We start from the raw sequence: 16,015 nt of genomic DNA on the forward strand, positions 1-16,015 counted from the left end.
GACATGGCAAATATAATTCTTGAAATGCAAAATATTACGAAGGAGTTCCCAGGGGTTAAAGCTTTAGATGATGTTAATTTAAAGGTTAAGCAAGGAGAAATACACGCCCTTTGTGGGGAAAATGGTGCTGGTAAATCAACTTTAATGAAGGTATTGAGCGGAGTTTATCCACATGGTACTTATTCTGGAGATATTTTCTTTCATAATGAGGTTTGCACATTTAAAGACATCAAACAAAGTGAAGAGCTAGGAATCGTAATTATCCATCAAGAGCTTGCATTAGTGTCGGAATTGACGATAGCAGAAAACCTCTTTTTAGGAAATGAAATCGTTAACAAAGGCGTTATTGATTGGAATAAAACAATTTTGCGTACAAGGGAATTGCTTAAAAAAGTCGGATTAAGTGAATCACCAAATACAAAGGTAAGTGATATTGGAGTAGGTAAACAACAATTAGTAGAAATCGCAAAAGCTTTATCAAAGGATGTTAAGCTGCTTATTTTAGATGAACCAACAGCTTCTTTAAATGAGAATGACAGCGAAAACTTACTAAATTTATTATTAGAACTTAAAAAACAAGGAATGTCTGCCATCATTATATCTCATAAACTGAACGAAATTGAAAAGGTTGCCGATTCTATCACCATTTTAAGAGATGGAAAAACGATTGAGACATTGGATGTAAAGAATGATCAGGTGGATGAAAACAGAATTATCAAAGGAATGGTAGGAAGAGATCTTACCAATCGTTATCCAGAGCGAATTCCCCATATTGGAGAGGTTGTTTTTGAGGTAAAAGACTGGAATGTTTACCATCCAAAGCATATGGATAGGAAAGTAATCGATAATGTCTCCTTAACGATTAGAAGGGGAGAGATTGTCGGGATTGCTGGATTAATGGGAGCTGGACGTACCGAATTAGCAATGAGCTTATTTGGAAGAGCATATGGAAAGAATATCAATGGAAAAATAATAAAAAATGGGAAAGAAGTGCAATTCAAAGATGTAACTGCAGCAATAAATAATGGACTAGCCTATGTTTCGGAAGATAGAAAAGGTAATGGTTTAATTTTAATGGAAGACATTAAACAGAATATTACGCTTGCAACGCTTGACCGTATTTCTAAACATGCTGTGTTAGATAAGAATCAAGAGATAAAGGTTGCAGAAGAATATCGGCAGAAATTCAGAATAAAAACACCAAGCATCTTTCAAAAAGCTGGAAATCTGAGCGGCGGTAATCAACAGAAAATCGTATTAAGTAAATGGGTATTTTCAGAGCCAGATATCTTAATTTTAGATGAACCTACTAGAGGAATAGACGTTGGTTCTAAATATGAAATTTATACAATCATTAATGATCTTGTCAATGAGGGAAAAAGTATTCTGATGATTTCGTCTGAATTACCAGAGCTATTAGGGATGTGTGACCGTATTTATGTAATGAATGAAGGGCGCATAACAGGAGAAGTTCTTAAAGAAGAAGCAAATCAAGAGAAATTAATGAAATATATGACCAAAAGTAAAGTAAGGGGGTAAGCGAACAATGCAGCCACAAATAAAACCAAATCCAGTAGGTTCACAAAAAAACAAATCACTTTTTCATGTTAATTTCCGTCAATATAGTATGATTATCGCTTTAGTATTCATTATGGTATTGTTTCAAATTATTACGGATGGTTTATTACTAAAACCCTTAAATATTACAAACTTAATCTTACAAAATAGCTATATATTAGTTCTGGCAGTTGGAATGTTACTTGTTATCGTCACGGGACATATTGATTTATCGGTAGGATCGATTGCCGCATTTGTTGGCGCCATCTCTGCCATTATGATGGTAAATTATGAAATGTCTCCATTTTTAGCAATCGTCATTTCTTTAGTATTAGGTGCTGTTATCGGAGCATGGCAAGGTTTTTGGATTGCGTATGTCCGTATTCCAGCATTTATAGTCACACTAGCAGGAATGCTCCTATTTAGAGGGTTGACGATGATTGTATTAGAAGGGAAATCGATTGCTCCTTTTCCTGAATCCTTTCAGAAAATCAGCTCTGGATTTATTCCTGATATAAGTGGAGGATCATTGCATCTATTAACGATTTTAATTGGTGCTGTTTTATCTATCATCATCATTTTCCTTCAATTAAAAAACAGAAGGAATCAATTAAAACATCAATTTGATGTTCAACCATTTGGGCTGTTTGTATCGAAGTTAGTAGGAATGATTTTAATTTTGAATATCTTTACCTTTGTTCTCGCAACCTATGAGGGCATCCCCAATATTTTAATTGTATTAGGTATTCTGATTGTTATCTATACATTTGTAACAAACAAAACAAAAGCAGGAAGACATATTTATGCAATTGGAGGAAATGAGAAGGCGGCTTTGCTTTCTGGGATTAAAACGAAAAAGATGACATTTATGGTGTTTGTTAATATGGGAGTACTTTCTGCATTGTCTGGTCTCTTATTCGCTGCACGTTTGAATGCGGCTACTCCAAAAGCTGGTAATCTTTTTGAACTTGATGCCATTGCAGCTTGTTTCATCGGTGGAGCTTCTGCATATGGGGGCATTGGAACCATACCTGGAGCAATTATTGGTGGTTTGGTAATGGGAATCATGAATAATGGAATGTCACTAATGGGACTTGGCATTGACTGGCAGCAAGGAATTAAAGGGCTTGTACTTTTAGCAGCTGTAGCCTTTGATATTTATAATAAAAACAAAGCACAATAGTTTGATGGAAGGGATGGAGTAAGGATTATCTTATTTCATCCTTTTTTTATGGAAGGGCTTCTTATTAAAACGAAAAATATGCTATAGTAATAAACATATATCAACTTAATCCCAAGAAAACAAAAATGGAGGGAGAACTTCGAAAGTGCTTGTAGCAGAAAGACGTAGAAAAATTGTGGAGCTTGTGAATGAAAGATTAAGTATACGCGTATCAGAATTAAGTGAAATTTTTTCGGTAACGGAGGAAACGATTAGAAGAGATTTAGAAAAATTAGAGCAGGATAAGCTTTTGATGAGAAGTCATGGAGGGGCAGTGAGTATTGAAAAAGAACCTAGCGATACTCCTTTCATGGAGAGAGAGGTTACGAACGCAGAGCAAAAGAGAGCAATAGCCCGAGAAGCGGTAAAGCGCATACAGCCTGGAGAACAAATCATCTTGGATGGTAGTACCACTGCCTGGTATATGGCGTCACAATTACCTGATATGCCTTTAACTGTGATTACTAATTCTATTAAAGTAGCTTTGGAATTAAGTAAGAAGGAACAAATTAAAGTAATATCAACAGGTGGAATGCTTTTGTCGAAATCATTATCTTATGTAGGACCACTGGCTGAACGTTCCCTTGAACAATATTATGTTAGTAAGTTGTTTCTATCATGCAAAGGAGTAGATGTGCAAAGTGGTCTAAGTGATGCTAATGAATGGCAGGCATTATTAAAGAAGCAGATGATGAATATAACATCAGAGGTTACTCTTCTTGTTGATTCAAGCAAATTCGGAGTAAAGACATTTGCTCATATTGCCAATCTAGATCAAATACAATATGTTATTACAGATGAACGTATTCCGGAAGAATATGAAAATTGGTTTCAAGAAAAAAATATCTCTTTTCAGGTCGTTCCATCATAAAATAATCTGTTCAAGCTTACGGGCGGAAAATGAAGAAAGATAGCACCAATATTTTTGAAAATATATTGGTGCTATCTTTTTTTATTTGGAGAGAAAGTGATTTTAAAAAAAACAAAAGAAAACAAAAATATTTCACAGTAAATACGCATAGTTAAACTGTTTTTACTTTTGAATATATTGACTTATTTTTGTTTAAGTCGTAAAATAAGGATGTGAAAATCAAGATTAGCAGATTAAGGGAGTGAAGAGAAATGGTTGCGATTATGCAAAAGCAAAATATTTTAGATGCTCCATTTATTAAAGAAATGTGTGAAGCAACATTTAATATGTGGAATATGGGCTGGGATGAACGGAATGGAGGAAATATCAGTTATCTTTTAGAAGAAGAGTTAGTGGAACAATATTTGGATACTGGCAAAATTATTCGGTCTATCCCTCTAAAGTTTCCAGTGTCAGAATTGGCAGGGAAGTATTTTATTGTAACAGGCTCTGGGAAGTATTTTAAAAATGTGAAAAAAGATCCTGCAAATACACTTGGTGTTTTAAAAATAGATAAGAGTGGAGAAAAAGTGCATATACTATGGGGATTTGCAGATGGGTCGAATCCTACAAGTGAGTTACCCTCCCATTTTATGAGCCATATTGCACGTTTACGAGTAGACCCTAATCATCGGATTATCATGCATAACCATGCCACAAATATACTTGCAATGACATTTATGCATGATTTAGATGAAGCAAGTTTTACAAAAACACTATGGCAAATGTGTACCGAATGTATTGTTGTTTTTCCGGATGCAATCGGGATTCTGCCTTGGATGGTTCCTGGAACAGATGAAATTGGAGAAAAAACAGCAGTGAAAATGAGAGAGCATCGTTTAGTTGTTTGGCCACATCATGGAATATTTGGTGCCGGATCCACAATGGATGAAACATTCGGGCTGATTGAAACAGCAGAAAAAGCAGCACAAATTTATACGATTATTGGGGATGCTTCAAAGATTAAGCAAACCATTACGGACCAGCAGTTACAAGACTTAGCAGATGCTTTTCAAGTAGTACCTAGAGAAGGCGTATTACATCTATAAAAGAGTCAGGGCAAATCGCTCTTTCTTTATAAATAATTATGTGAATTATTGAACAAACAAAAGGAGGCAAATCAAATGTGTGCACATGTATTTTATGTTCCAAGTACAAATTTAATGGGAAGAGGCTGCTTGCGGGAAGTGTTGATGACAATTTACATGTTTATTCTTGCAACCAACATATATGAAAAACCGCTGGACAGTTAGCTAAAGTCTTAGATTAGAAACGATTGGAGTAAAAATAATAAAGGATGTCTTAAAGAGTTTAACTAACTATTTAAGACATCCTTATCTTATTCTACGACCCGCTTCAAGCCAATGCTAGCTAATGCCGTGTGTAAATTGGCACATGTGGTAATTTTGCTAAAGTCGATTCCTAATGAAATAATTGTTTGAGCAATTTCTGGTCTAATACCAGAAACGATGGATTTAACACCAATTAGGTCTAAGGCATGAACGACTTTAAATAAATTGTCTGCCACCATTGTATCGACGATTGGCACCCCTGAAATATCCAAAATGAGATATTCGATTTTTAAATTGGCAGATTCCTGCAACGCAACTTCTAAAATTAATTGAGACCGCTGTGTATCAATTTCCCCAATAAGAGGAATGATGGCCGTTTCTTTTGCTATTGGAACAACTGGAACAGACAGCTCTTCTAAAGCGGTATAAGCAAGCTTCATAATCTGCGTGTTATGCTCTTCATAAATATGCCCTATGTAAGCACTAATTTCATCGAGTATAGGATCAATAATCTTGCCAACATCCAACATGGTAATCGGCGCGAAAGATTTCTGTTCTAATTCCTCTGTGAATACGTCCCAGATTACATTTCGGTAAATCGATAAGGAACGCAGAGCAGATTGTAAGGGAATATGGTTCTTTACAAAGGCTTTCCCAGTTTTATCCGACCAATACTCAATTCCTTCCGAATCTTTCTTATCTTTTAACGCTTCAGCTAAGATAAAGAAAAGCTTAGCATTCCATTTATGCATATCTTCTTCAGCATATGGGAGAGAAAAATTAGATGTCTGCTGTTGTAAAAATTGTGAAAGCAGCCTATTTGTATTTTCAGCAAGGATGTCCTTGTTTTCTATGATTTTGTTCCCAATATAAGCTAATTCATCCTTCAAAATGCTCACTCCTAGTTTAAATCTATTAATAGTATACATGTTCCTACATTATATGTGGAGTAAATGAGCTTTTCCACCAGTGATAAATTAATAATTTCTCAGAAAAAAAGAATGGAGTTTAAGCTTTCTATGTCTTAATTAGCCCTTTCCTTCTACTTAATTTTTTCTGTTCTTTCTGTAAAGATAATGATCAACCGTTTTACATTTCTATTTAGCATTATCTATATCAATGTTTTTTATCTATACAAGAAAGAGAATATTATTGATTAATTAAATTAAATTCTAAAAATTATAGGGATATCTTATCAAAAAAAGCAGTAAATGACCAATGGTTTTTAAGGAATTGACAAAAATCCTTCTTTTTATGGAATACAGAAAAAAGAGCGGAAAATGTAAGGAAGTTTATACGGACAAGTTAGGGGTAGGAACTAATTGGGTTTAGGACAAAGAGGTTTTGAAAACGCATTACTAATCAGTTGACAACTTGTATATACATGTTATGATGAAAGAGAATAAAAATCATTAGTCTTGTTCAAATGCCGAATCATATCGAAGTAACATTTGCTATAATGTCAAACCGATTCGTATGCCTTTTGAGGAAGTACTAGTAATTAAATAGGAAGTAAAAAAACGTAAATATTAACTGTATTGTTTTTTTACAGACAGGAAAAAGAATATAATTTTCACATCGGTGGTGTATATAGATGAAACAAGAATGGTGGCAAAAGGCAGTTGTGTATCAAATTTATCCGAAGAGTTTTCAAGATACAACAGGAAACGGAGTAGGAGATATTCAAGGGATTATTAAAAGATTAGATTATTTAAAAGAATTAGGGGTAGATGTATTGTGGTTAACACCTATTTATACTTCTCCTCAAAAGGATAATGGCTATGATATTAGTGATTATTATTCCATTCATCATGAATATGGAACGATGGAAGATTTTGATCAGCTATTAAAGGAAGCCCATCAAAAAGGTCTGAAAGTTATTATGGATATCGTTGTTAACCATACTTCAACGGAACATGAATGGTTTAAACAAGCAGCATCTTCTAAAGATAACCCATATCGTGATTTTTATATTTGGAAAGATGGAAAAGAAGATGGCAGTGAACCAACGAATTGGCAATCTAAATTTGGCGGAAATGCATGGCAGTATGATGAAAAAACAGGCCAGTATTATTTACACCTTTTTGATGTAACGCAAGCTGATTTAAATTGGGAAAATGAGAAGCTTCGTAATGAAGTGTATAAAATGATGCAATTTTGGTTTGAAAAAGGTGTAGATGGTTTCCGTCTTGATGTCATTAATTTGATTTCAAAAAATCAAGATTTCCCAGATGATGACGGTTCCGCAGCGCCTGGAGATGGAAGGAAATTTTATACAGATGGACCTCGTGTGCATGAGTTTATCCATGAAATGAATCAAGAAGTATTTTCCAAATATGACAGTATGACAGTTGGAGAAATGTCTTCTACAACACTAGAGCATTGCGTTAAATATACAAAGCCTGAGCGAAATGAGTTAAGTATGACTTTTAATTTCCACCATCTAAAGGTTGATTATCCCGACGGAGAGAAGTGGGAAATTGGCGAAATGGATTTTCAGGCTCTGAAACAAATTTTATCTAAATGGCAAGTTGGTATGAATGAAGGGGGAGGATGGAATGCCCTTTTCTGGTGTAACCATGATCAGCCACGTATTGTTTCCCGTTATGGGAATGATGGGGAATTCCATAAGGAATCTGCAAAAATGCTTGCTACTACCATCCACATGATGCAAGGCACTCCTTATATTTACCAAGGAGAAGAATTTGGCATGACAGATCCTAAATTTACTTCGATTGATCAGTATAGAGATGTGGAATCTTTGAATATGTATAATATTTTACAAGCAAACGGTAAATCAGAAGAAGAAATTCTTGAAATTTTGCGCAGAAAATCTCGTGATAACTCTCGTACACCTGTTCAGTGGAACGGTGAGAAAAATGCTGGATTTACGGATGGAACGCCATGGATTGAAACGGCTCGAAATTATCGAGAGCTAAATGCAGAAAATGCATTAAAGGATAAAGAGTCTATTTTCTATCACTATCAAAAACTTATCCAGCTGCGGAAAGAATACAATATCATTACAGACGGAGATTATGAACTACTTGCTCCTGAAGATGATAAAATATTTGCCTATTTACGCAGTACAGATAAAGAGAAATTATTAGTCGTTAATAATTTCTATGAAGATGAAGTGACATTTACTTTACCAGAACACATTGATTGGACAGGATTAACGGGTACTATTCTTCTATCTAATTATCCTGATTCCGATTCCATGAGAGAAAGTATAAAGCTAAGAGCATATGAGTCTATTGTCTATTATATAAAGTAATAATATTTCGTGCAGATATAGGCTTTTAGAAATATTATTTATTAGATTTATGGGAAAATTTTTGTTATTAAGTTAAAATAGGAAGTGAATCTTTTATTGGAGGGTGCTACCTTGTTTAAAAATCTATTTAAGAGAAATAAGGAAGAAAAAACGAATACGACTCAAACTTATATTCAACCATTAGAAGGAAAGCTATTAAGCATTACAGAAGTTCCAGATCCAGTATTTGCGCAAAAAATGATGGGAGACGGCATAGCGGTTGATCCATCCAATGGCGTATTAGTTGCTCCAGCAGACGGACAAATTATGAATGTGTTTCCAACAAAGCATGCAGTAAGCATGACTGATAACAATGGAAAAGAAATCTTAATTCATGTTGGATTAGATACAGTTAGTTTAAAAGGGGAAGGGTTTACTTCTTTTGTTAAAGATGGAGATAAAGTAAAACAAGGACAAAAATTAATGGAAATTGATTTTGATGCAATTAAAACAAAGGTTCCTTCCATCATTACACCAATGGTATTTACTAACCTTGAAGAGAATGAAAAAGTGATAGTAGAAGGTAATGAGATTAGAATAGGATAAGATAATAAAAAAGCTATGAGGTAAATTTGCCTTATAGCTTTTTTATTCAGAAAAGGGATAAACACAGCCTACAGGTAAAACTGTAGGATTTTTTATATGTGTTTGAAATTCCCCCTTATCCAGAAAAAATTATAATTTCTCCTCTTTCTTTAGATATAAATTTATAAAAAGTATTTTTTTGTCTTCGCTACAGTAATAAGCGTAAAGAACAATAATATCCTCCAAAAAAGGGACAGTCTTATAAGTTTCTCCTCCAAATTACTCAAAAATGCGCCTATATCTTACTAAACCTAAGGAAACAACCTATGCATCATTAGTAGCCTGTACATATAATGGCATGAAAATACTAAGAGAAGAGGTGAAAGCATGAAAGTTGTAATTTTATGTGGGGGCAAAGGAATGAGAATGAGAGGCTTAACAGAGAATATACCAAAAGCCTTAGCTGATGTTAATGGGAAGCCGATTATATGGCATATTATGAAGCATTATAGTGAATATGGTCATCAAGAGTTCATTTTGCCAGTGGGCTATAAAGGAGACCAGATAAAAGATTACTTTGTTAATTCAGCCTGGAGAAACAATAATATACAAATTGATTTAGCAAACAATCAATATACCATTCTAGAAAAAACAGAGCCATGGACAATAACTTGTATAGATACTGGTCAAGATACAATGACTGGAGCACGAATTAAACAGTTAGAACCATATATGGATGATGATATCTTTCTATTAACCTACGGGGATGGTTTGTCTGATATTGATTTAGATAAACTTATTGCCTTTCACAAAGAAAAAGGAAAAGCAGTTACACTTACAGGCATCAAAAAAAATAATCAATATGGAGTACTTGATATAGAAGATGGAATTGCTAATCGCTTTTCCGAAAAGCCGATTTTAGATGACTGGATTAATGGGGGATTTTTTGTTTGTAATAAGGAGTTCTTTCAGTATCTATCAGCCCAGCCAGATTGTGTGTTAGAGGAAGAGCCATTAAGAAAGTTAATTGAAAAGAGAGAACTTGCTGTCTATTTGCATGAAGGAACATGGATATCTATTGATACGCCAAAGGATTTGGAAGACGCAAGAAAGATTTGGAAAAAAGAACAATAGATATAAGGGAGAGAGAGGATTGCCATGAAATGGCTAAAAAGAAATATCATATCAGACTTTTTAAAAGCATTGTCGAGTAATGAGAAACAAGAAAAGTCAGCCACGTTAAATATTCAACTATTTTCAAAAGAGATTTCGGTGAAGTTTCACATTGATAATTTAGTTGACGTCGTAAATGGTGCTAAAAAAAATAATAAGGTGTTAGCTTTACCTTCTCCAAAGAAAGAGATTACATCAGAAAATAATGCGGATGCAAAAAGTAGTATAATTTGTGAAACGAATAATAGTTCTCCAAGAAGTAAGGAGAAATTAGCGCAAGAAGAAGCATTATCTCAAGAAAAGGTCCAAGAAGAAGCATTATTTCAAGAAAAGGCCCAAGAAGAAGCATTACCTCAAGAAAAGGCCCAAGAAGAAGCATTATCTCAAGAAAAAGCGCAAGAAGAGGTATTAGCGAAGGATAAAGCGAAACAAGCAGCATTAGTGAAGGAAAAAGCGAAACAAGCAGCATTAGTGAAGGAAAAAGCGAAACAAGCAGCATTAGTGAAGGATAAAGCGAAACAAGCGGCATTAGCGAAGGAGAAAGCGAAACAAGTAGCATTAGCAAAGGAAAAAACGAAACAAGGAGCATTAGCCCAAGTAAAAGTAATAGAAGAAGCCTTAGCGAAGGAAAAAGCGAAACAAGCAGCATTAGCAAAGGAGAAAGCGAAACAAGCGGCATTAGTAAAGGAACAAGCAAAACAAGCAGCATTGGCGAAGAAAAAAGCGAAACAAGCAGCATTAATAAAGGAAAAAGCGAAACAAGCAGCATTAGCCCAAGAAAAAGCAAAGCAAGCCGCACTAGCGAAGGAAAAAGCAAAGCAAGAAAAGCTAGCTCAAGAAAAAGCAAAACAAGAAGCATTAGCAAAGGAAAAAGCAAAACAAGAAGCATTAGCAAAGGAAAAAGCAAAACAAGAAGCATTAGCAAAGGAAAAAGCAAAACAAGAAGCATTAGCAAAGGAAAAAGCAAAACAAGAAGCATTAGCAAAGGAAAAAGCAAAACAAGAAGCATTAGCAAAGGAAAAAGCAAAACAAGAAGCATTAGCAAAGGAAAAAGCAAAACAAGAAGCGTTAGCGAAGGAAAAGGCAAAACAAGAAGAGCTAGCAAAGGAAAAAGCAAAACAAGAAGAGCTAGCAAAGGAAAAAGCAAAGCAAGAAGCTTCAGCGAAGGAAAAGGCAAAGCAAGAAGCGCTAGCGAAGGAAAAGGCAAAGCAAGAAGCATTAGCGAAGGAAAAAGCAAAGCAAGAAGAGCTAGCGAAGGAAAAAGCAAAGCAAGAAGAGCTAGCAAAGGAAAAAGCAAAGCAAGAAGCTTCAGCGAAGGAAAAGGCAAAACAAGAAGAGCTAGCAAAGGAAAAAGCAAAACAAGAAGAGCTAGCAAAGGAAAAAGCAAAGCAAGAAGCGCTAGCGAAGGAAAAGGCAAAGCAAGAAGCATTAGCGAAGGAAAAAGCAAAGCAAGAAGAGCTAGCGAAGGAAAAAGCAAAGCAAGAAGAGCTAGCAAAGGAAAAAGCAAAGCAAGAAGAGCTAGCGAAGGAAAAAGCAAAGCAAGAAGAGCTAGCAAAGGAAAAAGCAAAGCAAGAAGCTTCAGCGAAGGAAAAGGCAAAACAAGAAGAGCTAGCAAAGGAAAAAGCAAAGCAAGAAGCTTCAGCGAAGGAAAAGGCAAAACAAGAAGAGCTAGCAAAGGAAAAAGCAAAGCAAGAAGCGTTAGCGAAGGAAAAGGCAAAACAAGAAGAGCTAGCAAAGGAAAAAGCAAAGCAAGAAGCGTTAGCGAAGGAAAAGGCAAAACAAGAAGAGCTAGCAAAGGAAAAAGCAAAGCAAGAAGCGTTAGCGAAGGAAAAGGCAAAACAAGAAGAGCTAGCAAAGGAAAAAGCAAAGCAAGAAGCGTTAGCGAAGGAAAAGGCAAAACAAGAAGAGCTAGCTCAAGAAAAAGCAAAACAAGAAGCGTTAGCGAAGGAAGAACGTACAGCAATTACACGAACAGAGGAGAAAAAATCATCCCTCTCTGAACCAATTGCAGCAACAAACCAAAATTTCTGTGTCATTGCCGGCAAAGAATATTGCATTAAGATTATGGCGGTTTATGAGTCTCTTGCTAAAAATAGTGATAACTTCAACTTATGGGTGTGTTGTATGGATGCTATTACGCACAAATTTTTAAATGAAAAAAATCTTAAAAATATGCATCTTATTAGAGTAGAAGAAATAGAGAATGATCAATTAAGAGCTGTTAAACAAGAACGAATGATTAATGAATATTGCTGGACATTAAAATCTTTCTTAATTGAATATATCTTAAAAAATAATGATATTGAGCAAGTATTATACTGCGACGGAGATATTTATTTCTTCTCTAATCCAGCAAGTATTTTTAATGAGTGGGGTTCTGCTTCCATCTTTTTGACTCCACAAAGAGATCTAGAGTGGGTAGAACAAAAATATGGAAAGTACCAAGCAGGTATTATTGGATTTAGAAAAGATGCAATTGGATTGTCAGCTGTTCAATGGTGGAAGGATCGCTGCATTGAATGGTGCGGAGTAGTTGAGAGCAATGGACGTTTTGGAGATCAAAAGTATTTAGATCAATTGCCGAAAATGTATGATAACGTGCGCATATCTTCTAATTTAGGAGTAAATGCTGCACCTTGGAATATTATCTACAATAATGATTTCAACGTTTCTTTACAAGGAGATAAAGTTTTTATCAATAATGATCCACTTGTTGCTTATCATTTTTCCTGTATAACCATATATGATAGTGATAAATATGATTTATGGAGTATGCATCAAATAAATATTCAAAAGGAAATTATGAATTATATTTATGTTCCATACCTTGATCTTTTAGAAAAGCTAATCAAAAACTATCAAAATAGTTATCCTGGTATTATTAAGGCAACATTATCAACAAAAGACTTTCTTCAAGCGAAGACAAAATACCAATCAACAAAATTGAAAAAAAGAATGATTAAATACGATAATTATTTATTATTAACCTCCATATTTAGTAAAGAATATTTAGTTAAAGGACTTGCAATGTATCACTCGCTTAGCAGACAAATAGATAATTTTCACATGTGGATTTGTACAATGGATTCAGAAACCTATGATGTCTTATCCAATCTAAACTTAAAAAATGTCACGCTAATACCAGTAGAGTCCTTTGAAACTTCACAATTAAAAGAGATAAAACAACAACGAACGCTGCAAGAATATTGTTGGACAATAAAAGCGACGTTACTGGAACACTTACTATCCACACACGCAGAGATTGACCATCTCTTCTATTGTGACAGTGATTTATATTTCTTCTCCAACCCACTTTCTGTAATTGATGACTTTGGTAGATTTTCTGTTTATTTATGTCGTCAACGCGGAACGGATATACTGGAACATTTCCATGGACAATATCAAGCAGGATTTATCGGCTTCAAAAACGAACGTAATAGCCGAAAAATTCTAAATTGGTGGAAGAAGAAGTGTTTAGAAGAATGTTCAGAGGTTTATAACGATAAACGTAAATCATGGGGAGATCAATTGTATTTAGACCGCATCCCTGAATTATTTGAAAATATTAAAGTGAATCAAAACCCAGGAATTAACGCTGCTCCATGGAATCTTATTTTGAATAATACAGAACAAGAAGTAACCATGAGGGAGAATAATGTATATATTGACAATAACCCATTGATATTTTATCATTTCGGAAGTCTGCTGATCTTAAATGAGAATGAATTTGATTTGTGGAAGCTAGAAAAAGTAGATATTTCTTCCTCCACTTTAACGTATATTTATCATCCGTATTTAACGAAAGTAAGGGAGATATTGAGCAGCTTATCTAATGACGCCCAATTCTTTGCTAATCTTCCTAGCGGATATATAGCCAAAAATCCTTATTCCATTGCCTCATTATAAGAGGTGGGTGATATGAAGTTAAAAAATAAAAAAGTGTTAGTCACAGGTGCTTATGGTTTTATTGGATCCCATCTTATTAAACAGCTTGTGAAAGAAAATGCGTCCATCGCTGTCATTGTTCGGGAACATTCCAATCCTTGGAGAGTACAGGAATATTTGCCTCATTTAAAAAAATATGAGGCAGATATTCAAAATCGCTCAGACATATGTCGAATTATCCATGAATTTAAACCAGATTATATTTTTCATTTAGCAGCTTATGGAACAAACCCAAGTAATAGAAATGACTTACTTGCATATGAAACTAATATTGTTGGAACGATGAATATTTTATTTGCAGCCAAAGATACCAATTGTAAAAAAATTATTTGTCTTGGCAGTAGTTCTGAATATGGAGATAAAAAGGAAAAGATTCATGAAGATATGTTATTAGAACCAGTTGATATCTATGGAAGTACAAAAGCATCATCTACTATTATTTCCCATCAGTTAGCACAGGAATATAAGCTTCCCATTATCACCTTACGGGCATTTAATATTTTTGGGGAAGCAGAAGATAATCATAAATTATTCTCTCATATAATTGGAAAAGTACTGCGTGGTGACGAGGTGAAATTAACGTCATGTGATCAATACCGTGATTATAGTTATGTCGGCAATATCGTCGATGGCTTAATCCTTGCAGCCACATATGAAGGAAGTAATAATACGATATTAAATATAGCTTCTGGAAATGCCTATCCTTTACGATATTTTGTTGATTTGATTTATCACCATTTAGGTACAAAGCAAGTACCATTATATGGCGCCATTCCCAAAAGGGAGAATGAAAGAAATGCGCCTATCCCTGATATTACAAAGATTCAAAAAGTGCTTGGATGGACTCCAGCTGTTTCCATAGAAGAGGGGATAAAGAAAACCATTGCCTGGTATAAAAGTTATTATCATTTTCATTAGTGGGAATGGAGGTGTTAGTTATGACAACTGATTGGCGAAAAATTTATAAAAATAAAACGGTTCTAATAACTGGTCATACTGGTTTTAAAGGTTCCTGGCTAGCTATTTGGTTAATGAAGCTTGGCGCGAATGTAATTGGTTATTCTTTAGATCCAATTGGAGAAGAGAGTTTATTTAAATTAGCAAAACTGAACAATAAAGTGAAGGATATTAGGGGAGATATTCGTGATGCTGCTAAACTACAAGCAGTTTTTGAAGAATATCAACCTGAAATCGTCTTTCATTTGGCAGCACAGCCATTAGTGAAGCAATCTTATCAAGACCCTGTCTATACGTATGAAGTGAATGTAATGGGGACAATGCAAGTGTTAGAAGCAATCAGAAAGTCACCTTCTGTAAAAGCAGGTGTAATGGTAACGAGTGATAAGTGTTATGATAATAAAGAATGGGTATGGGGCTATCGTGAAACAGACCCGATGGGAGGATATGATCCGTATAGTTCCAGTAAAGGATGCTGTGAACTATTAATCTCTTCTTATCAGCATTCCTTCTTTCCAATTGAGTCATATTCTAAGCATGGTAAGTTAATTGCTTCTGTACGAGCAGGAAATGTAATAGGAGGAGGGGATTGGTCGGAAAATCGCATTATTCCTGATAGCGTTCGTTCCTTAATGTCTGATCAAGCGATTAAATTACGCTCTCCTCATTCTGTTCGTCCGTGGCAGCATGTATTAGAGCCGCTTTCAGGTTATTTAAAAATTGGTGCCTATCTATACGAGGGAAAAACACAATACGCGGAAAGCTGGAATTTTGGACCAGAATCAGATAGTGTGATAACCGTACAACAGCTAGCCGAAAAAATTGTGGAACACTGGAATGGTGGCACATGGGAAGCAGAACCTTCTTATTCCGCAGAACATGAAGCAAAGCTTCTTAGTTTAGATATAAATAAAGCAAAGTATTATTTAGATTGGCATCCCAAATGGAATATTGATCAGACTGTTTATTATACAGTGGAATGGTATAGATTGTATCAAAAAGTGGACGTTTACGAGCTATGCTTAAAACAGATAAATGATTATGAAAAATAAAATCAGCCGATTAATAGAAGCTTTCCTTCCCTTTATTAGAGAATGGCTCCATAAAAGGGAAAGGTT

At 34.9% G+C, this 16,015-nt stretch carries 12 protein-coding genes; 11 read left to right on the forward strand and 1 reads right to left on the reverse strand.

The window, feature by feature from the left end; all coding sequences use genetic code 11:
* The first annotated feature begins 3 nt into the window (after positions 1–3).
* From mmsA to NSQ92_RS04285, 5 genes are all read left to right on the forward strand, one after another.
* Positions 4–1,539: a multiple monosaccharide ABC transporter ATP-binding protein gene (mmsA, locus tag NSQ92_RS04265; RefSeq protein ID WP_047942373.1), complete on the forward strand. Its 1,536-nt coding sequence runs from the start codon at positions 4–6 to the stop codon at positions 1,537–1,539.
* Positions 1,540–1,627: 88 nt separating this feature from the next.
* The gene (gene mmsB, locus NSQ92_RS04270; protein WP_235844462.1) at positions 1,628–2,740 is read left to right on the forward strand and encodes a multiple monosaccharide ABC transporter permease; all 1,113 of its coding nucleotides are present in this window, start codon (positions 1,628–1,630) and stop codon (positions 2,738–2,740) included.
* Positions 2,741–2,885: 145 nt separating this feature from the next.
* Complete coding sequence (locus NSQ92_RS04275) at positions 2,886–3,650, forward strand: DeoR/GlpR family DNA-binding transcription regulator (protein ID WP_047942371.1); 765 nt, start codon at positions 2,886–2,888, stop codon at positions 3,648–3,650.
* A 251-nt stretch (positions 3,651–3,901) separates the two neighbouring features.
* Positions 3,902–4,738, forward strand: coding sequence for a rhamnulose-1-phosphate aldolase (gene rhaD, locus NSQ92_RS04280; protein ID WP_047942370.1), 837 nt, complete (start codon positions 3,902–3,904; stop codon positions 4,736–4,738).
* Between the two features lie 75 nt (positions 4,739–4,813).
* A complete protein-coding gene (locus NSQ92_RS04285; protein WP_141232318.1) occupies positions 4,814–4,942 on the forward strand; it encodes an iron-containing alcohol dehydrogenase in 129 nt (42 codons plus the stop codon).
* Positions 4,943–5,028: 86 nt separating this feature from the next.
* Here the strand turns inward: NSQ92_RS04285 and NSQ92_RS04290 are convergent, their stop codons facing one another.
* Positions 5,029–5,880, reverse strand: a complete 852-nt coding sequence (locus tag NSQ92_RS04290; protein ID WP_373694326.1) for an STAS domain-containing protein — start codon at positions 5,878–5,880, stop codon at positions 5,029–5,031.
* 695 nt (positions 5,881–6,575) lie between these two features.
* On the opposite strand from NSQ92_RS04290, the gene treC reads away from it, so the two are divergent.
* The 6 genes from treC (at position 6,576) to rfbG (ending at position 15,949) form a co-directional block, all read left to right on the forward strand.
* Complete coding sequence (treC, locus tag NSQ92_RS04295) at positions 6,576–8,258, forward strand: alpha,alpha-phosphotrehalase (RefSeq protein ID WP_047942368.1); 1,683 nt, start codon at positions 6,576–6,578, stop codon at positions 8,256–8,258.
* A gap of 111 nt (positions 8,259–8,369) precedes the next feature.
* A complete protein-coding gene (locus tag NSQ92_RS04300) occupies positions 8,370–8,843 on the forward strand; it encodes a PTS sugar transporter subunit IIA (RefSeq protein WP_047942367.1) in 474 nt (157 codons plus the stop codon).
* Positions 8,844–9,209: 366 nt separating this feature from the next.
* The gene (locus NSQ92_RS04305) at positions 9,210–9,956 is read left to right on the forward strand and encodes a sugar phosphate nucleotidyltransferase (RefSeq protein WP_047942366.1); all 747 of its coding nucleotides are present in this window, start codon (positions 9,210–9,212) and stop codon (positions 9,954–9,956) included.
* A 24-nt stretch (positions 9,957–9,980) separates the two neighbouring features.
* Complete coding sequence (locus NSQ92_RS04310; RefSeq protein WP_341152402.1) at positions 9,981–13,901, forward strand: hypothetical protein; 3,921 nt, start codon at positions 9,981–9,983, stop codon at positions 13,899–13,901.
* A gap of 12 nt (positions 13,902–13,913) precedes the next feature.
* Complete coding sequence (locus NSQ92_RS04315) at positions 13,914–14,858, forward strand: NAD-dependent epimerase/dehydratase family protein (protein ID WP_047945048.1); 945 nt, start codon at positions 13,914–13,916, stop codon at positions 14,856–14,858.
* 20 nt (positions 14,859–14,878) lie between these two features.
* Positions 14,879–15,949 (forward strand): CDP-glucose 4,6-dehydratase, encoded by a 1,071-nt coding sequence (gene rfbG / locus NSQ92_RS04320; RefSeq protein ID WP_047945047.1) that lies wholly within the window; start codon positions 14,879–14,881, stop codon positions 15,947–15,949.
* Positions 15,950–16,015 lie beyond the last annotated feature (66 nt).

Origin of the sequence: Niallia sp. FSL M8-0099, from assembly GCF_038006945.1 — a bacterium.
Classification (GTDB): Bacteria; Bacillota; Bacilli; order Bacillales; family Cytobacillaceae; genus Niallia; species Niallia circulans.